The sequence below is a fragment of the Ruegeria sp. BI12 genome, assembly GCF_056537985.1.
The window spans coordinates 1,186,980-1,204,417 of record NZ_JBQFSL010000001.1 but is presented as its reverse complement, the minus strand read 5'-3'; the positions used below and the strand labels follow the sequence as shown (position 1 = coordinate 1,204,417).

Genomic DNA, 17,438 nt, shown 5'->3' with positions numbered 1-17,438 from the left:
GGCCCTTCTGCCTGAAATCCTTGAATGACAGATGCCCCCATAGCGGTCAATTGAATTGTCATTTAGACAAAGCTGGGGCAAGATAACCCTATGAAATCAGTGCTTCACCTGCTTCTTCCACTGACTGTCCTGTCCGCATGCAGCGGGCCGTTGTCGTTATACTATCGCGAGGGGGAAAGCGTATCGCGCGCGCAGTCCGAGACCACGCAATGTCAGGTTCAGGCCGTAAATCAGGTTCCCGTCGCCAATCAAGTGCGCCAAAGCCCGCCCACATATTGGCCGGGGCGCACCTATTGCGATGGCCGGGGACATTGCTATCGCTCGCCCGGTTGGTGGCAACCCGGGCAGGTTTACACAGTCGACGTCAACGAGGGTCTGCGCAATCAGGTCGAGGCACAGTGCATGGCGAAAAAGGGCTATCGCCCGGTCAGCCTGCCGCCCTGCAAGCAGAGCGTAAAGTCACAGGTCCCCCAAGCCCGCACTACGAAACTGCCGCCGCTGGGAACCCAATCCTGCTATGTGAAATTCGACGACGGCTCGTTTCAGATCATCAACCCGGGTCAGGCAGGGTAAAGCCCCGGCGGATCACTCCGCCGGTTCTGGTTCGTCGATTTGTGCCACCCGCGCCCCGGACTTGTTCGAGGTCACAACACCAAGCGATTTCAGCTTGCGATGCAGCGCACTGCGTTCCATGCCCACAAAGCTGGCGGTCCGGCTGATATTGCCGCCAAAGCGGTTGATCTGGGTCAGCAGGTACTCACGCTCGAATGCCTCACGCGCTTCGCGCAGCGGCAGCGTTGCAAGTGCACCTGACAAAACCACGCGGCCCGAGTCGTCGGTTTTTTCTTCTTCGGTCGGCAATTCACGCGCTTCGATCGGACCTGTTCCGTCCCCCAGGATCAAGACGCGCTCGATCAGGTTCTTCAACTGACGCACATTGCCGGGCCACGTCATAGTCTGCAACAACGCCACAGCCTCTTCCGAAATCTCCCGAATTGGCAAGCCTTGGGATTCGTTGCACATTTCGATAAAATGCTGTGCCAGAACCGGAATATCCTCGCGCCGATCCTCCATCGAAGGCACCGCGATCGGAACAACGTTCAGTCGGTGATACAGCTCTTCGCGGAACCGGTCGGCTTCGATCTCGGCCTCCAGATCGCGGTTTGTCGACGAGATGACCCTCAGATCCACACGGACCTTGTCAGACCCACCTACCCTTTGAAATTGCTGGTCGACCAGAACCCGCAGGATCTTGGACTGCGTCCCCAAAGGCATGTCTGCCACTTCGTCAAAATAGATCACGCCGCCATGGGCTTCTTCCAGCAAACCGGATTCGATTCCGCGTTCGGATGACTCGCGTCCAAACAACACCTCCTCGACGCGCTCGGGTTCGATCCCGGCGCAGTTGACAGTGACGAATGGCGCATTGGCGCGATTTGAATGGGCGTGAATATACCGCGCGGCAATTTCTTTACCCGATCCGGCCGGGCCGCTCAGCATCACGCGGCCATTTGACTTGGTGACCTTGTCCAGCTGGCTTTGCATTGCCCGAAACGATGCGGATTTGCCGATCATATCCGAGTTGGTGACCTCGCGACGCTTGAGCGAGGCGTTCTCGCGACGCAAACGCGAGGTTTCCATGGCGCGGCGTATCACCACCATCAACTGGTCTATGTTAAACGGCTTTTCAATAAAGTCATAAGCGCCCTGCTTAATAGCCGCCACGGCAATCTCAATGTTGCCGTGGCCAGAAATAATCACCACCGGCACATCGGGATTGTCCCGTTTGACCGCTTTCAGGATATCAATCCCGTCCATCCGGCTATCCTTCAGCCAGATATCAAGGATCAAAAGACCCGGCGGTTCGGAATTGATCGACGACATACACTCGTCAGAGTTTGCCGCCAGTCGGGTTGAATAGCCTTCGTCCTCCAGAATGTCGGACACCAGCTCGCGAATATCGCGTTCGTCATCTACGATCAGAATGTCGCTCATCTTTGGCCTGCTTTCAGTTTGTTAGTATGAATTGCCTGCTTTTGTGGCGCTGCAGTTTGGGAAAATTTGCCCCCCGGCAAACGGATCATGGCCATCGCACCGAAATGGTCCTGTCCGTCAAATACGGGCGCATCCTCAAGAGTCAGCGCTCCGCCGTGTTCTTCTATTATTTTCTTGACGATAGGCAGGCCCAAACCCGTACCCTCGTCGCGCGTAGTGACATAAGGTTCAAACAACCGTGCCCGATCTTCGGGCAGCCCTATGCCATTGTCCGCAATTGTAATGACCGTACCCGCGTCATCGTTGGAAATGCCCACCTTAATCTGGGGTTTCAGGTTTTCCGGCGGGCCTTTTTTCTTCAACGTTTCAATTGCTTCTCCCGCGTTCTTTATCAAGTTCGTCAACGCTTGATTCAACATAGTCGCGTCCACATCGGCCAGGATAGGCTGCTCTGGCAGGGTCGCGTCAATCTGCACATCTGGCTGTCCGGCCCGCTGCAATAAAACGGCTTCTCGGACCAAGCCAACGATATCTTCCTCACGCCGATCCGGCTCTGGCATCCGCGCGAACTTCGAGAATTCGTCCACGATGCGCCGCAAATCGTTGGTTTGCCGCACAATCACATCGGTCATTGAAACTAGGCTGTCGCAATCTTCTTCGTCCAGTTTACGCGAGAATTTGCGCTTTATCCGCTCTGCGCTGAGCTGGATGGGCGTCAGAGGATTCTTTATCTCGTGCGCAATTCGGCGGGCCACATCACCCCAAGCCGCCATACGCTGCGCGCTGACCAGATCTGTCACATCATCGAAGGCCACCACGTACCCTTCCAGACCGCCATCTTCGCCGCGCCGGATCGCCATCCGAACCAGCAGGTTTTCCAGTCGACCCTTTCGTGTAACCTTAATCTCGCCCTGCACAGCTTCTTGACCACTGTCTTTCAGACTTTCGAACAGGGGAAGAAATTCGGGAACTGCGATGCCGATGGCCAAGTGTTCCTCGCCGCGAGACCAATCCAAAAGACGTTCTGCCGAGCGGTTCACAAAGGTGACACATCCATCCGAGTCAACGCCAACCACACCTGAAGTCACCGAACTGAGCACGGAGTCGAACAGCCGGCGACGGCGCTCGATCTGTCGTGTGTTTTCCAGCAACGTGTCACGCTGCCCTTTAAGTTGTCGCGTCATCTGATTGAAATAACGGCCTAACATTGCGATCTCGTCATCGCTGGCTTCTTCGATGACCTGAACGCTGAGGTCCCCGGCTCCGACTCTTTGCGCAGCGGTGGTTAAACGGCCAACCGGGCGCGACAGCCGTTCGGCGAACCACATGCCCAACGACATTGCGGCAAGGATCAGGATGACCGCAAAGCCCAGGTACAAAAGCCCGAATTCGAAAAGAACCCGTCCCCTTTCGCTTTCAAGCTGTTGGTAGAATTGAACCGTTTCCTTGGTGTCATCCAGCAGTTTCAACAGTTCGCCATCTACTTCGCGGCTAACATACAGGTAACGGTCCAGATAAGCCTGCAACGGCACTAGCGCGCGGAACTCATTGTTTTGCCAATCGGCGATGATCATCAGGCCATTGTCGGTGGCCTCGACTATCTGCTCAGGCGTCGGCGGCTCATAGTTGAACAGATAGGACCGGTCGCCGCGGGATTTGATTTCGCCACTGCCATCAATGACATAGGCCTCGCGCAGGCCTCTCTGAATCTGCGATTGACCCTGAGCCAAAACCTCGCGCAATTCGGCGTCCGAGATGTAGAAGTCCACCGTGCGCGCATTGTCGAGGAAGCGGGAAAGAACGACTGCGTCCTGCGTCAGACCGCTGCGATGCTCAAGCTCATAGGCTTCTGCGGCCGACAGGGATGATCCGACAACTTGACGGACCCGGTCCGAGAACCAGCCCTCAAGCCCGATATTCACCGTCAGGCCGGCAAAGATCGCGACGGTCACCGTCGGCACAAGGGCCAGCAAGGTGAACGCACCAATCAGCCGCAAGTGCAGGCGAGAACCAGCAGATTTTGCCCGGCGCGCAGCGATCAGACTGAATACCTGCCCCAACACCAGCGCTGCGACGACCAGCACATAAACCAGATCGGCCAGCAGAATCAGCCGTAGTGTCGGCGCCGCGGACCCCAAATCGAACGGGCCGATGACCAGATAGGTAGCCAACGCCAAAAGCGGCCCCAAAAGGACTAGCCCCAAGGTGCTAAAATTGCGCAGTTTTCGGGATTTCCGCCACCGATCAATCGATAGGATCAGCCCGCTCTGTGCTCGGGTTGCCACCGTCTGCCCTCATCCTGATGTGCCGCTTTCGCGGCTTACCGCCATATCTCGTGGTCCTTGCCGGGCCTGTACCCGGATGCCACGCTTTGTGTGGCGATATTACATCAGTTTGCGTCTGCGTGTCACCTGAATATCGAGATCGGTGATTTTTTTGCGCAGCGTATTCCTGTTGATCCCCAACAAATCCGCACATTTCGCCTGATTTCCGCCAGTTGCGTCCAACGCCTGCTCGATCAAGGGGGCCTCAACTTCGCGCAAGATACGTTGATATAGGCCGGGAGGCGGCAATAAATTGCCGTGCAGATCGAAGTAGCGGCGCAAATGACGAGCCACAGAGGCCGATAATTTTTCCCTTTCTCCGTCGCCCAGAATCGGTTCCGCTTCGGGTTGGCTGCCAAGAACCATCTCAACCTCGGATTTCGAGATTTCTTCGGCTCTGCTGGTCAGGCTCAGACGCCGGATCGCGTTTTCCAACTGTCGAACGTTGCCGGGCCAGGAATACCGCCGCACCATTTCCACTGCTTCTGCGCTGAGCCAGCGCTTTGTGCCATGTTCCCGCTCTTCGCGCGCAAGAAAGTGATCGGCCAATAGTGTTATATCGTCGACGCGCTCGCGCAGCGCTGGCACATGAATTGTCGCCCCGCACAGCCGATAGTAAAGATCCTGACGCACGCGCCCACTTTCCATTGCTTCGGTCAGGTTCGACTGGCTGGTCGCCATGAACCGCGGAAGATGGTCACCGGGTGTGTCCATCATTCGGACAATGCGCGCCTGAACCTCATCCTCGATATCGGCAATCTCATCAATCAGCAGAGTGCCACCGCGCACCCGGGCCATTATGCGCGCAGGTCCTTCAAGATCACGCAAGTTACCGGCGGTTGCAGTGACAAAGGGCAACGTACGACGATCCGAAAAATCGTGAATAGCCCGTGCAATTAATGACTTACCGGTCCCACTTTCACCAGAAATCATCACCGACAGATCGGTGTTCATCACCCGCGCCACAAGGCGATACAGTGCCTGCATGCCCGGAGTGCGCCCGACTAGCGGCAATTCCTCAGGGCGTTCATCAACAGGTACGATCGCATCCGCCTGAATGCGCTGCTTTTGCTCCAGCGCACGTGCAGTCCGCTTCATCAAATCAGGCAAATCAAAGGGCTTCGGCAGATAGTCATACGCATCTGCCTCGGCCGCCTGAATCGCCGTCATAATCGTGTTCTGCGCCGAGATCACAATGACCGGAAGCCCCGGACGGTCCTGCGCGATCTTGGGCAGCATCTCGAGCCCGTTACCATCCGGCATGACTACGTCCGAAATAACGACATCCCCTTTGCCCTCGCCGACCCAGCGCATCAGAGTTGTCAGCGAGGATGTCGCATGCACCTTGCACCCGGCCCGTGTCAGCGCCTGAGTCAGTACGGTTCGGATTGTGCGATCGTCGTCTGCGACCAGTACTGTGCCATCCATCGGGTGCTCTCCTTACTTATTCTGCGCAGCTGTGCGTCTCAGGTTTCGTCGCGCGGTGCGCGCCTGAGCGACAGTCGAAATACGGTGTGTCCGGGAACCGACTCGGCCAATATCCAGCCGTCGTGGTCCGAGATGATTTTGCTGACCAGCGCCAGTCCAAGGCCGGTGCCGTTTTCCTTGCCCGACACGAACGGATCGAAAATGTCGCTGCGGATCTTGTCCGGTAGTCCTGGGCCGTCATCGATGATTTCGATCTGCAGCGGCAAGGAATGCCCCGACCCGTCGCTGCGACGCAGGCGGAACGAGTGTTCGAAGTATGTCCGCAGACGAATGGTGCCACCTTTGGGAGACGCCTCGGATGCATTCTTGAGCAGGTTCAGCACCACCTGCAAAAGTTGATCCGGGTCACCATAGGCCAGCGGCAACGAAGGGTCGTAATCCTCGATAATCGTCATATGCGCGCCAAAACCCAACAGTGCTGACCGCCGCGCGCGGTCCAGAACGTCATGAATATTGACCGGCTTAAAGTCCGGCTGGGTCAGGTTGCCAAACTGTTCGACCTGCTCTAACAACTTCACGATACGGCGACTTTCGGCAACAATAAGGTCTGTAAGTTCAATATCTTCCTGATTGATATTCATGCTAAGCAGCTGCGCGGCCCCGGTAATTCCCGCCAGCGGGTTCTTGATTTCATGCGCAAGCATCTCTGCCATTCCAATTGCGGATTGGGCAGCCGACTTTACTGTGTTGCCCCGTGTCATCCGCCCAGCCAGTTCACGCGGGGACATGGTCATGATCATTGAACCAGGATGCCCAAGCAGCGGTGCAATTTGCAAAGCGCACTGCAACGGAGCCCGATTGCCCGATCCCACATCCACGTCATTTACGAACAGCGGAGTGCCCTGTTGGCGCGCGCGCAAAAACGCCTCTTCCAGTGGGGCATCCACAGCAATCTGATCCCAAACCGGGTGACCTATGACAGCATTGCGGGATGCGTTCAGAAACCCTTCTCCGGCGGAATTCACATCCGCAATCCGGTCATCTGCATCAATAATGAAGGCCGGAACTGGAAGCGAGGTCCAGATGCTCTGATCCGAGGTCATGCTGCCGCCTCCGCGCCGCTGGTCAGGGCATCCCCCAAAAGGTGCAGCACCTCTGCTGTATCCCGCGAGGTTAGCACCACCCGGCGCAATGTGGCCGGAGTGCCGGCCTCATCCATGTACCAGCCCAGATGTTTGCGCGCGACGCGCAGACCCAGATCAGTGCCGTAAAAGGCCAGCATCGCCTCATAGTGGCCGCGCACCATGCCAATCAGGTCTGCATTGGCAGGAACGACCGGCGCTGGCGCGCCATACAAATCGTGGCAGATCTGGGCCAGCAACCACGGCTTGCCCTGCGCTCCGCGCCCGACCATGACACCATCGGCACCTGAGTGATCTAAAGCCGTGCGCGCTGCGTTCGAATTCACGATATCCCCGTTGGCAATGACGGGAATCGACACCGCCTCTTTCACCGCCCGGATTGCTTGCCAGTTTGCATGGCCCTTGTAGAACTGGCACCGTGTTCGTCCATGGATCGTCACCATTCGGATACCCGCATCCTGCGCCCGGCGCGCCACGTCCGGCGCATTCAGCAGGTTGTCATCCCAGCCCAGACGGGTTTTCAAAGTGACCGGGATATCAACTGCCGCGACCACCGCTTCGATCAGCGTCAGTGCGTGATCCGGCGTTTTAAGCAGCGCTGAACCGGAATAGCCATTGGTCACCTTCTTCGCCGGGCAACCCATGTTGATGTCGATCACACGCGCCCCGCGATCGGCCACCTGGCGCGCGGCTTCGGCCATCCAATGCGCTTCGCGTCCGGCCAGTTGAACGGCGGTGTTTTCCACGTCAGCAGACAGCTCGGCCCGTTCACGCACGCCCGGTTTGGCTTGCACCATTTCCTGGCTGGCAACCATCTCGCTTACGACCATACCCGCGCCGAAGCGCATCACCAGATCACGGAACGGTCGATCAGTAATCCCGGCCATCGGGGCCAGCATCACTGGCGGGTTCAGGGTTTTGTCAGCGAGTTGGAGGGTCAACGTGCTTAATCCTTGGGCAGTTGCGGCTTTGATATCGAATTCCGCGCATATGAACAACAAAACGGCCGAAAACAAGCTTGCAAAATCATCATCTGCTTAATTTTTAAGCACCTTGACGCGGGTGATTGCCTCTACATTCACCGCAGCTTAAACAACGCTGCAAAATCACCGGAGAATTCACCCCTATGACCACCGCCGCCATCATCGTCGCCGCAGGACGCGGGTTGCGCGCCGGAGGCGGCATTCCCAAGCAATGGCGACCATTGGCCGGACGCAGAGTTGCGGATTGGACCATCGACCGGTTTCGCCATCAGGTCGACCATATTGTTCTGGTGCTGTCCGTGGATGATCAGACCGCTTGGGACGAGTTTTTAGGCTCTGATCTGCTGCTGGCAAAAGGTGGCAGCGATCGCGCCGGGTCGGTACGGAACGGGCTGGATGCATTAGATGGGCTGGGGATCGAACATGTCCTGATTCACGATGTCGCCCGCCCCTGCGTGAGCAGCCAGACCATTACAGGTGTCCTGACCGCCCTGACCAAGCATGAGGCTGCAGCACCCGGTCTGGCCGTTACAGATGCGCTTTGGACCGGTGACGAAGCCGTTGTGACTGGAACGCAGGACCGGACGGGTCTTTTCGCAGCCCAGACCCCACAGGGTTTTCGCTATGACGCGATTGTCGCGGCGCACGCGGCCCATTCTGGCGGCGCGGCGGACGACGTCGAGGTCGCCCGTGCCGCAGGTATGAACGTGGTGATCGTGCCAGGCGATGCCGATAACATCAAAATCACAAGACCCGAGGATTTTGCCCGGGCGGAACGCGTAATGGGGACGGACATGGATGTGAGACTGGGCAACGGATACGACGTGCATCGGTTCGGTGACGGAGATCACGTGATCCTGTGCGGGGTGAGGATTCCGCATGACCGAGGGCTGCAGGGCCATTCGGATGCGGATGTCGGCATGCATGCGGTTACTGACGCAATCTATGGCGCGCTGGCGCAGGGCGATATTGGTCAGCACTTTCCACCCTCAGACCCCCAATGGAAGGGCGCGGCGAGCGAGATATTCCTCCGCCACGCGGTCGAGCTGGCAGAGCAGATGGGTTACAGCATCTCAAATGTCGATTGCACGCTGGTCTGTGAATACCCCAAGATCGGTCCGCACGCACCCGCGATGCGTGAAGAAATGGCGCGCATCATGGGGTTGCGCGGTGATCAGATCTCGGTCAAGGCGACCACATCCGAACGCCTTGGCTTTACCGGGCGAAGCGAAGGCATCGCCTCGCTGGCCACAGCTTGTCTGGTGAAGTCATGAACGCCGCGCGATTGATCGGGACTGTTTGCGGCGTTGGATATATGCGCCCTGCACCCGGAACATGGGGATCTCTGGCCGCCCTGCCCCTGGCTTGGGTCCTTCATACGCTTGGCGGCTTTCCATTGCTGGTCCTCGCCACTGTCGCTGTTTTCGTCGGCGGCCTGTGGGCCACGCAGGTGATGACTGCGGGACAGGACGATCACGACCCGTCCGAAATCGTCATTGACGAGGTTGCAGGGCAATTCATTGCGCTTTGGGCTATTTCCTACCCATCTTGGGCACATGGAATTGATATCACCGCCCTTTGGCCCGGCTGGATCGCGGGTTTCCTTCTGTTTCGCTTGTTCGATATCACCAAACCCGGCCCTGTCGGTTGGGCGGACCGCAAGGGTGATGCGATGGGGGTGATGCTAGACGACGTCATCGCCGGCGCCTTTGCCGGGATCGGCGTGTTGATCCTAGCCGGCATCTCGCACGGAGTTCTGGGTCTATGACGGTCGCCGATCTGCTAGATCGCGCCAAGACGCAAGGCGTGATGATCGCCACAGCCGAAAGCTGCACTGGCGGTATGGTCGCCGCTGCACTGACAGATGTTCCAGGCAGCTCGGCCGTAGTGGATCGCGGTTTTGTCACTTACACCAATGACGCTAAGCAACAGATGCTGGGCGTAAAAGCCGAGACTCTGGAAACCCATGGCGCTGTGTCCGAAGAAGTCGCGCTGGAGATGGCAGAGGGTGCATTGAAGAACTCGCAGGCCCAACTGACCGTTTCGATCACCGGCATCGCAGGCCCCGGCGGATCTGAATTCAAGCCGGAAGGCCGTGTTTGCTTTGGGCTCGCGGCCGACGCGCAGAAGACAAAGACCGAAACGGTCGAATTCGGGGCGTTGGGACGTGATAAGGTCCGCATTGCGGCGCGCGATCATGCCCTGAACTTGCTGTCGCACGGCGTTTCACTGTTCGCTCAAAAATAAAGCACTCCTGACCTTTTGATGCCCATTTAATCATCGGTTGATAAAAAGCCCTTAAAACAGGCACCCAAAACCACCTCTGCCTCTTTTTTCCCCGCCTTCTCTCCGTTTCAACGCCAGCCACGCAAGCTGAAGACGCCACAGAGGAGACCGGCTGATGAATGGAGCCGATACCGCCTGGATCATAGTTGCAACTGCACTGGTCCTGTTCATGACATTGCCGGGCCTCGCCCTGTTCTATGGCGGCCTCGTGCGCGCCCGAAACGTGCTGAGCGTTTTTATGCACTGTTTCTCAATCGCCTGTTTGATGAGCATACTTTGGCTGGTCGCAGGATACTCGATCGCATTTGGCGACGGTGGTTCGGGCCTTTGGGGCGGTCTTGGCAAAACTTTCCTGAACGGGGTCGATGCCGACAGCCTGTCAGGCAACCTACCCGAGGTCCTGTTCTTTGCTTTCCAAATGACCTTTGCGATCATCACCCCGGCTCTGATTATCGGCGCATATGCCGAGCGTGTGGGCTATGGCTTTGTGATGATCTTCTCGGGCCTGTGGATGCTGCTGTGTTACGCACCGGTTGTTCACTGGATCTGGGGCGGCGGCATTCTGACCGATGGCGGAATTTTGGGTGAGATCGGCGTCCGTGACTTTGCCGGTGGTATCGTAGTGCATGAAACCGCAGGTCTGGCCGCACTGATTATCGCCGTGGTGCTTGGCCCTCGCCGCAACCGCACGACGCCGCCGCATAACCCCGGCTATGTCATGATCGGCGCGGCGATGCTGTGGGTCGGTTGGTTTGGCTTCAACGGCGGCTCGCAATTGGCGGCAGACGGAGGGGCAGCGATGGCAATGACCGTCACGCATATTTCGGCCGCAACCGCATCGCTGACTTGGGCGCTGTACGAACGTATTAAATACGGCAAAGCCTCGATGGTGGGCTTGGTCACCGGCACGATTGCCGGTCTGGCCTCGATCACCCCTGCCTCGGGCTATGTCGATCCGGTTCAGGCACTGATCATCGGTGCCGTGGCAGGCGTGCTGTGCCAAGAGGCCGTCAACGTTGTTCGCAACATGCTGAACATCGACGACACGCTGGACGTTTTCGCGGTGCATGGTGTCGGTGGCATCTTTGGCACCATCATGATCGCCGTGTTCGGCCTTGGTGCCTGGACCGCGCAGCTGGGCGGGCTAGTGATCGTGGGTGCCTTTACGGCAGTTGTCACATTTGTGTTGATCAAGGTGGTTGCGCTGATCACCCCGCTTCGCGTAGATGCAGAAACCGAGACAAACGGGCTCGATCTGTCGGTACACGGCGAACGTGCCTATGACATGAGCAGCTAAGCCCACCTTGGCTGCCACTTGCCCGCAAGGGCAAAAGCGGACCTCTGCGTGAGGTCCGCTTTTCTTTTGCGCGCAACCCTCTCGACTCTGGGTCTGAGGACAGGCTATCAGCCCGCAATGCCATTCAGCCCAGAGGTACCGTTATGATCCCCAGCTCATTTCCCGACAGCACCGAAATTGCCCGCCTGACCGCGCGGATGTTGCTGGAGATCAAAGCCGTGCATTTCAATTCACGTGAGCCATTCACTCTGGCCAGCGGTCTGCCCAGCCCGACCTATATCGACTGCCGCAAGCTGATCTCGTATCCGCGCATCCGGTCCACGCTGATGGATTTCCTGACGGTCACCGTGATGCGGGACGCAGGCTTTGAGGCATTCGACAACGTCGCCGGTGGTGAGACCGCTGGCATCCCATTCGCCGCAATGGTGGCCGAACGCATGGCGCTGCCGATGACCTATGTGCGCAAAAAACCCAAGGGCTATGGCCGCAACGCGCGTATCGAAGGCGCGATGAGCGAGGGTGAGCGCGTGCTGCTGGTCGAGGATCTGACCACCGATGGCGGATCGAAACTGTCCTTCGTAGATGCGATCCGCGAAACGGGGGCCACTTGCGGGCATACAGCAGTGATCTTCTACTATGGTATCTTCCCAGAGACCGAAAAGACGCTGGGCGATCACGGCGTCCAATTGCATCACCTGTGCACCTGGTGGGATGTTCTGGCCGAAGCCAAGGCGCAAAAGGCCTTTGATGATGAAACCCTTAGCGCAGTCGAAGCCTTCCTGAACGACCCGCGCGGATGGCAGGAAGCAAATAAATCCACGTAAACCTCTTGTGGACAGATTGGGGAAAACTCCGGAAGAATCGATTTTCCAGCCACGATATCTGGTGACTTTTCCCTCAATTCCTACATAATAAGCTAAGTATACGCAGGCATCCAAACTGTAAGGAAAGTTATCCCAAGGCTTTATCCATAGTTAGCCACAGGGATTTCCAGATAGCCGACGCGCCAATTTAGCGTGTAGAAAGCACCGTGGGCAGCGGGGACAGTATGAACGAGATAAGCAGCATCGAGCAGGCAGCGGCGCAGATTCAGAACGCCGAAACCATGCCGCATTCCATTGAGGCCGAACAGCAGCTTCTGGGTGCGATTCTGACCAACAACGACCTGTATGACCGGGTTGCCTCGATCATCGGGGCCGAGCATTTCTATGACCCGGTCCATGCTCGCATCTACGAGGTTGCGGCCACACGCATCGCCAAGAATGCGCTGGCCTCACCTGTAACGCTGAAATCCTTCATGGCCGAGGATGAAGGCCTGAAGGAACTGGGCGGCCCCGCCTATCTGGTCAAGCTGGCCGGTGCCTCGATCAGTGCCTTTGCGGTGCATGATTACGCCCAGATGATCTATGATCTCGCCATCCGGCGCGAGTTGATCCGCTTGGGCCGGGACATTTCGGACAAGGCGGCACGGGTCGACGTAAGCAGCGAGCCAAAAGAACAGATCGTCGAAGCTGAACAACAGCTTTATCAGTTATCCGAGCAGGGCCAGACCGAACAGGGATTTCAATCCTTCCTCAAGGCGGTCACAGAAGCCGTCAACGTCACCAACGAAGCGTACCAGCGCGGTGGTGGCATGGCGGGGATTTCCACCGGTCTGGCCGACTTGGACAAACAGCTCGGCGGATTGCACCCGTCTGACCTGATCATTCTGGCAGGTCGTCCGTCGATGGGGAAAACGTCGCTGGCGACCAACGTGGCTTTCAACGTCGCCAAGGCCTACAAGCGCGGGCTCAAACCGGATGGCACCGAGGGCGCGATTGACGGCGGCGTGGTTGGCTTTTTCTCGCTCGAGATGAGCGCGGAACAGCTTGCAGGCAGGGTTCTGGCCGAGGCGTCCGAGATTTCGTCTCACAAAATACGTCAGGGTGACATGACCGAGGCCGAGTTCCGCCGTTTTGTGGACGCGGCCAAAGAACTGGAAGCCTGCCCCCTGTTTATTGACGACACGCCTGCCCTGCCGATCTCGCAGTTGGCGGCGCGCGCACGGCGGTTGAAGCGGACACATGGTCTTGATTTGTTGGTTATCGACTATCTGCAGCTATGCCGCGGCATGGCAGAAAACCGCGTAAACGAGATCGCTGAGATTTCGATGGGCATGAAAGCGATTGCCAAAGAATTGAATATCCCGGTCATTGCGCTGTCCCAGTTGTCTCGTCAGGTCGAAAACCGTGACGACAAACGCCCGCAACTGTCCGACCTGCGGGAATCGGGCTCGATCGAGCAGGACGCCGACGTGGTGATGTTCGTGTTCCGCGAGGAATACTACAAAGAGCGTGAAAAACCCGGCGATCACGAGTTGGAAAAGATGGAAGAATGGAAGCAAGCGATGGAACGCTTGCACGCCAAGGCCGAGGTCATCGTCGGCAAACAACGTCACGGCCCCATTGGCACGGTCGAGCTTTCGTTTGAGGCGCAATTCACTCGTTTTGGCAATCTGGTCAAACCCTGGCAACAGGGCGGAGAGATCGAAGGCTACTAGCCTCTACCATAGCTCAGGCTTGTTGAAAGCACTCACGCAGTGGGATGGCCCGTTGAACGGCGCCATCTCTGCCGCCGTCAAAGCTTTCCCTAACCAACCATGCGGATGGCTTAACGGCAAAGGCGCTTTTAGGAATTCCTCTGAAATCGGCCTAAACCCGGCTTTGCCATAGTAGTTCGGATCGCCGTATGTCACCACAAAATCGACTTTGTCGCGGCGCAATCCGTCCAAGCCATATGCGATCAACCGTTGTCCGATCCCCGTTTTCTGGCGATCCGTGCGCACGGCAACCGGGGACATCAGAAACACCTGTCGCGGATCCCGGTCAAATCGCAGTCGCGAAAACAGAATGCAGCCCAGCACTTGGGGACCATCATGTGCGATGGCGGCATGCAGGTCATCGTCAGGTGTTTGTGTCAGCAGATCAGACACCAAGGCACCGATCACGTCGCCTTCCGCAGCACCCTCTGAATCCGAAAACACCTGCCGGAAAACCTCTGGCAGCGCGTTAGACCATTCCTGTTTCTCTGCCGAAAGCTTCATCCTGACCTCTTTCCGCAGCCCGCCAACACGGCCGCTTTCGCCCAAGTTCGATATTCGGGCGGGTGGACACAACCTCTTTTTCGCCAATGCCTTGTACGACAGGCCGGAAGTTGCCCAAGTTCCTGCCCAAGATTGCAATAATCGCCGCCTACCCCCTTGACCTGCCGTGATCCAATGTCATGAACAGTGCCATGAGTACCGCACGTTTGACGATCAATCTTCAGGCGCTTGCCAGCAACTGGCGCGCGCTCGACGCAAAAACGGATGTCGAGACCGGCGCCGTGGTCAAAGCCGACGCTTACGGCCTTGGGGCCGAGCCAGTTTCAGCGACCTTGGCCGAAGAAGGCGTTCGCAAGTTCTTTGTGGCAGTAGCCGAAGAAGGAGTGGCCGTACGCAAGGCAATCGGTCCCGGCCCGCTGATCGCTGTTTTCTCGGGTCATATGGAAGGTGACACAGATCTGTTGCGCGATCACGACCTGACGCCGCTGATCAACGCGCCCGAGCAATTCCAACGCCACCAACAGGCCCTTCCAGATCATCCCTTTGGCATTCAGCTGGACAGCGGCATGAACCGGCTGGGTCTCGAACCTGCGGACTGGGCCGAATTGCGCCCAAAGGCCGAGGCGTTGAACCCGGTCGTTATGATGTCGCACCTGGCCTGTTCGGATGAACCCGAACACCCAATGAACCGTCAGCAGTTGAAGACCTTCCGCGAGATGACCGATGGTACCGCAGCCCCCCGGTCGTTGGCGGCCACCGGCGGTACGTTGCTTGGGCCTGATTTCCACTTTGACTTCTGCCGCCCGGGTGTGGGTCTTTACGGCGGCATGCCCTTTGCCGAGGCAAAGCCAGTGGTGACGGTCGACCTGCCTGTTGTCCAGGTCCGCCCAGTCGAGGTCGGTGAATCGGTCGGCTATGGCAACAGCTGGGTCGCGCGCCGCCCATCGCGCATCGCCACCGTTGCGGCAGGTTACGCAGACGGTCTGCACCGCGCTATTGGCGGCGGGATCGATGCGTTTTCCGGCAGTCAACCCTGCCCTGTGGTCGGGCGAATCTCGATGGATCTGATCACGGTCGACGTTACCGACCTACCCGAAGATCCCGAACGTCTACGTATTCTGAACGGCCACCAAACTGTTGATGATCTGGCCGAGGCCGCAGGCACCATCGGCTATGAAATCCTTACGTCGCTGGGCGCGCGCTATTCCCGGGGATACGTCGAATGAACCCTGTGGTCGCGCTGGGTGGGCTGGGCCGTGCTGTCCTGACGCTTTTTGCCAACTTCGGCAAGGTGGCGATCTTCGCGCTGGATGCAATCTCACACATTTTTCGGCCACCTTATTACCCGCGCGAGTTTGCTGTTGCGCTGATGAATATCGGCTGGCTGTCGCTGCCGGTCGTTGGCTTGACCGCTATCTTCACCGGTGGCGCGCTGGCGTTGCAGATCTATGCGGGCGGCGCGCGCTTTAACGCTGAAGCCGTGGTGCCACAGATCGTCGCGATCGGCATGGTACGCGAGCTTGGGCCAGTTCTGGTCGGCCTGATGATCGCCGCGCGTGTGACCTCATCCATCGCGGCCGAAATCGCCACAATGAAAGTGACAGAGCAAATCGACGCGCTGGTCACACTGTCGACCCACCCAATGAAATACCTGACCGCACCGCGCGTTCTGGCCGCTCTGATCACTGTGCCGTTGCTGGTCGGGATCGGAGATATCATCGGCATAGCAGGCGGTTATGTCGTTGCGACCCAAAATCTGGGTTTCAACGCAGCGACTTATCTGCAAAACACCGTCAATTTTCTCGAGACCAAGGACATCGTGTCATCTTTGGTAAAAGGCGCGGCCTTCGGCCTGATTGCGGCCATCATGGGCTGTTACTACGGAATGAATTCCGGCCGCGGCGCACAGGGTGTGGGCCGGGCCACCAAATCCTCGGTCGAATCCGCCGCGATCATGATCCTGGCCGCCAACTTCATTCTTACAGGGGTGTTCTTCTCGGTATGATCAGGATGGAGAACGTAACGAAAGCCTTTGGTGACAATCAGGTTCTGCAGGGCATGAGCCTTGAGATCCCCAAAGGCACCTCGATGGTCATCATCGGCGGTTCGGGCACGGGGAAATCCGTGGCCTTGAAATGCATTCTGGGCCTGATCAAGCCCGATAGCGGGATGATCTATGTCGATGGTAAAGACGCCGCCAAAGGCGACCGCGACAAGTTTCTGGCCCGTTTCGGGATGCTGTTTCAGGGTGCGGCCCTGTTCGATTCCCTACCCGTTTGGCAGAACGTCTCATTCCGTTTGCTACGCGGCCCGTTGAAGCGCCCCGCCGAATACGCGCGTGAGATCGCCATCGAGAAGCTACGCCGCGTGGGTCTGAAATCCGACGTGGCCGACCGGTTCCCTTCCGAGCTGTCAGGCGGGATGCAAAAACGCGTGGGCCTCGCCCGCGCCATCGCCGCCGAACCCGAGATTATTTTCTTCGACGAGCCCACCACCGGCCTTGATCCGATCATGTCCGGCGTCATCAACGACCTGATCCGCGAGATCGTGACCGAGATGGGCGCCACCGCGATGACCATCACCCACGACATGAGTTCCGTCCGCGCGATTGCCGACAACGTGGCGATGCTGCACGGAGGCGTCATCCAGTGGACCGGCCCGGTCAGCCAGATGGACGCGTCGGGTGATCCCTATGTGGAGCAGTTCATCAGCGGGAGCGCGGAAGGGCCGATTGAGGCGGTGCGATAGTGAGTTCAGTCTGGGGCTTCGTACTTGGAATTGGGCTAGTATACTGCTGGGCTTACGCAGCTTATTTCGCTGTTGTTGGATTTTCGCAGCTTCGCTTTTTGTCGGCGTTTATCGCTATTACCTTCGCCTATGGAATTCTATTCCTAATTCAAC

At 57.9% G+C, this 17,438-nt stretch carries 16 protein-coding genes; 10 read left to right on the top strand and 6 right to left on the bottom strand.

Going from position 1 to position 17,438, the window contains the following annotated elements:
• Positions 1-90 precede the first annotated feature (90 nt).
• Positions 91-573, top strand: coding sequence for a hypothetical protein (locus tag ACR0AK_RS06245; RefSeq protein WP_170557029.1), 483 nt, complete (start codon positions 91-93; stop codon positions 571-573).
• Positions 574-585: 12 nt separating this feature from the next.
• Here ACR0AK_RS06245 and ntrX read toward each other — a convergent pair whose 3' ends face one another.
• The 5 genes from ntrX to dusB form a co-directional block, all read right to left on the bottom strand.
• On the bottom strand, positions 586-1,995 hold the full coding sequence (gene ntrX / locus ACR0AK_RS06240) for a nitrogen assimilation response regulator NtrX (protein ID WP_170557027.1): 1,410 nt from the start codon (positions 1,993-1,995) through the stop codon (positions 586-588).
• Positions 1,992-4,280 carry a sensor histidine kinase NtrY-like gene (locus ACR0AK_RS06235; protein ID WP_480792732.1) on the bottom strand — a complete coding sequence of 763 codons (2,289 nt, stop codon included), beginning with the start codon at positions 4,278-4,280 and terminating at the stop codon, positions 1,992-1,994. The genes ntrX and ACR0AK_RS06235 overlap by 4 nt, the downstream gene beginning before the upstream one ends.
• A 99-nt stretch (positions 4,281-4,379) precedes the next feature.
• The gene (locus ACR0AK_RS06230; protein ID WP_480792731.1) at positions 4,380-5,747 is read right to left on the bottom strand and encodes a response regulator; all 1,368 of its coding nucleotides are present in this window, start codon (positions 5,745-5,747) and stop codon (positions 4,380-4,382) included.
• A gap of 38 nt (positions 5,748-5,785) precedes the next feature.
• The gene (locus ACR0AK_RS06225; RefSeq protein ID WP_170557021.1) at positions 5,786-6,850 is read right to left on the bottom strand and encodes a two-component system sensor histidine kinase NtrB; all 1,065 of its coding nucleotides are present in this window, start codon (positions 6,848-6,850) and stop codon (positions 5,786-5,788) included.
• Positions 6,847-7,776: a tRNA dihydrouridine synthase DusB gene (dusB, locus tag ACR0AK_RS06220; protein WP_480793641.1), complete on the bottom strand. Its 930-nt coding sequence runs from the start codon at positions 7,774-7,776 to the stop codon at positions 6,847-6,849. The genes ACR0AK_RS06225 and dusB overlap by 4 nt, the downstream gene beginning before the upstream one ends.
• Positions 7,777-8,015: 239 nt before the next feature.
• Here dusB and ACR0AK_RS06215 point away from each other — a divergent pair, with 239 nt between their 5' ends.
• From ACR0AK_RS06215 to ACR0AK_RS06190, 6 genes are all read left to right on the top strand, one after another.
• Positions 8,016-9,146 (top strand): bifunctional 2-C-methyl-D-erythritol 4-phosphate cytidylyltransferase/2-C-methyl-D-erythritol 2,4-cyclodiphosphate synthase, encoded by a 1,131-nt coding sequence (locus tag ACR0AK_RS06215; protein ID WP_480792730.1) that lies wholly within the window; start codon positions 8,016-8,018, stop codon positions 9,144-9,146.
• Positions 9,143-9,640 (top strand): phosphatidylglycerophosphatase A family protein, encoded by a 498-nt coding sequence (locus ACR0AK_RS06210; protein ID WP_480792729.1) that lies wholly within the window; start codon positions 9,143-9,145, stop codon positions 9,638-9,640. The genes ACR0AK_RS06215 and ACR0AK_RS06210 overlap by 4 nt, the downstream gene beginning before the upstream one ends.
• Positions 9,637-10,119, top strand: a complete 483-nt coding sequence (locus tag ACR0AK_RS06205) for a CinA family protein (protein ID WP_480792728.1) — start codon at positions 9,637-9,639, stop codon at positions 10,117-10,119. The genes ACR0AK_RS06210 and ACR0AK_RS06205 overlap by 4 nt, the downstream gene beginning before the upstream one ends.
• A 154-nt stretch (positions 10,120-10,273) precedes the next feature.
• Positions 10,274-11,455, top strand: a complete 1,182-nt coding sequence (locus ACR0AK_RS06200; RefSeq protein WP_480792727.1) for an ammonium transporter — start codon at positions 10,274-10,276, stop codon at positions 11,453-11,455.
• Between the two features lie 143 nt (positions 11,456-11,598).
• On the top strand, positions 11,599-12,279 hold the full coding sequence (locus tag ACR0AK_RS06195; protein ID WP_480792726.1) for an orotate phosphoribosyltransferase: 681 nt from the start codon (positions 11,599-11,601) through the stop codon (positions 12,277-12,279).
• A 224-nt stretch (positions 12,280-12,503) separates the two neighbouring features.
• Complete coding sequence (locus tag ACR0AK_RS06190) at positions 12,504-13,994, top strand: replicative DNA helicase (protein ID WP_480792725.1); 1,491 nt, start codon at positions 12,504-12,506, stop codon at positions 13,992-13,994.
• 3 nt (positions 13,995-13,997) lie between these two features.
• Here the strand turns inward: ACR0AK_RS06190 and ACR0AK_RS06185 are convergent, their stop codons facing one another.
• Positions 13,998-14,537, bottom strand: a complete 540-nt coding sequence (locus tag ACR0AK_RS06185; protein ID WP_480792724.1) for a GNAT family N-acetyltransferase — start codon at positions 14,535-14,537, stop codon at positions 13,998-14,000.
• 191 nt (positions 14,538-14,728) lie between these two features.
• On the opposite strand from ACR0AK_RS06185, the gene alr reads away from it, so the two are divergent.
• The 3 genes from alr to ACR0AK_RS06170 are packed head-to-tail and all read left to right on the top strand — an operon-like array spanning position 14,729 to position 17,285.
• On the top strand, positions 14,729-15,763 hold the full coding sequence (gene alr, locus ACR0AK_RS06180; RefSeq protein WP_480792723.1) for an alanine racemase: 1,035 nt from the start codon (positions 14,729-14,731) through the stop codon (positions 15,761-15,763).
• Positions 15,760-16,542, top strand: coding sequence for an MlaE family ABC transporter permease (locus tag ACR0AK_RS06175; RefSeq protein WP_170557002.1), 783 nt, complete (start codon positions 15,760-15,762; stop codon positions 16,540-16,542). Before alr ends, ACR0AK_RS06175 begins: the two co-directional genes overlap by 4 nt.
• A complete protein-coding gene (locus ACR0AK_RS06170; protein WP_480792722.1) occupies positions 16,539-17,285 on the top strand; it encodes an ABC transporter ATP-binding protein in 747 nt (248 codons plus the stop codon). Before ACR0AK_RS06175 ends, ACR0AK_RS06170 begins: the two co-directional genes overlap by 4 nt.
• Positions 17,286-17,438 lie beyond the last annotated feature (153 nt).

Coding starts and splice junctions, on each gene's coding strand:
- ACR0AK_RS06170 (WP_480792722.1), top strand. CDS start 16,539: ATGATCAGGATGGAGAACGTAACGAAAGCCTTTGGTGACAATCAGGTT.
- ACR0AK_RS06210 (WP_480792729.1), top strand. CDS start 9,143: ATGAACGCCGCGCGATTGATCGGGACTGTTTGCGGCGTTGGATATATG.
- ACR0AK_RS06190 (WP_480792725.1), top strand. CDS start 12,504: ATGAACGAGATAAGCAGCATCGAGCAGGCAGCGGCGCAGATTCAGAAC.
- ACR0AK_RS06175 (WP_170557002.1), top strand. CDS start 15,760: ATGAACCCTGTGGTCGCGCTGGGTGGGCTGGGCCGTGCTGTCCTGACG.
- dusB (WP_480793641.1), bottom strand. CDS start 7,776: ATGGCCGGGATTACTGATCGACCGTTCCGTGATCTGGTGATGCGCTTC.
- ACR0AK_RS06225 (WP_170557021.1), bottom strand. CDS start 6,850: ATGACCTCGGATCAGAGCATCTGGACCTCGCTTCCAGTTCCGGCCTTC.
- alr (WP_480792723.1), top strand. CDS start 14,729: ATGAGTACCGCACGTTTGACGATCAATCTTCAGGCGCTTGCCAGCAAC.
- ACR0AK_RS06195 (WP_480792726.1), top strand. CDS start 11,599: ATGATCCCCAGCTCATTTCCCGACAGCACCGAAATTGCCCGCCTGACC.
- ntrX (WP_170557027.1), bottom strand. CDS start 1,995: ATGAGCGACATTCTGATCGTAGATGACGAACGCGATATTCGCGAGCTG.
- ACR0AK_RS06205 (WP_480792728.1), top strand. CDS start 9,637: ATGACGGTCGCCGATCTGCTAGATCGCGCCAAGACGCAAGGCGTGATG.
- ACR0AK_RS06215 (WP_480792730.1), top strand. CDS start 8,016: ATGACCACCGCCGCCATCATCGTCGCCGCAGGACGCGGGTTGCGCGCC.
- ACR0AK_RS06245 (WP_170557029.1), top strand. CDS start 91: ATGAAATCAGTGCTTCACCTGCTTCTTCCACTGACTGTCCTGTCCGCA.
- ACR0AK_RS06200 (WP_480792727.1), top strand. CDS start 10,274: ATGAATGGAGCCGATACCGCCTGGATCATAGTTGCAACTGCACTGGTC.
- ACR0AK_RS06230 (WP_480792731.1), bottom strand. CDS start 5,747: ATGGATGGCACAGTACTGGTCGCAGACGACGATCGCACAATCCGAACC.
- ACR0AK_RS06185 (WP_480792724.1), bottom strand. CDS start 14,537: ATGAAGCTTTCGGCAGAGAAACAGGAATGGTCTAACGCGCTGCCAGAG.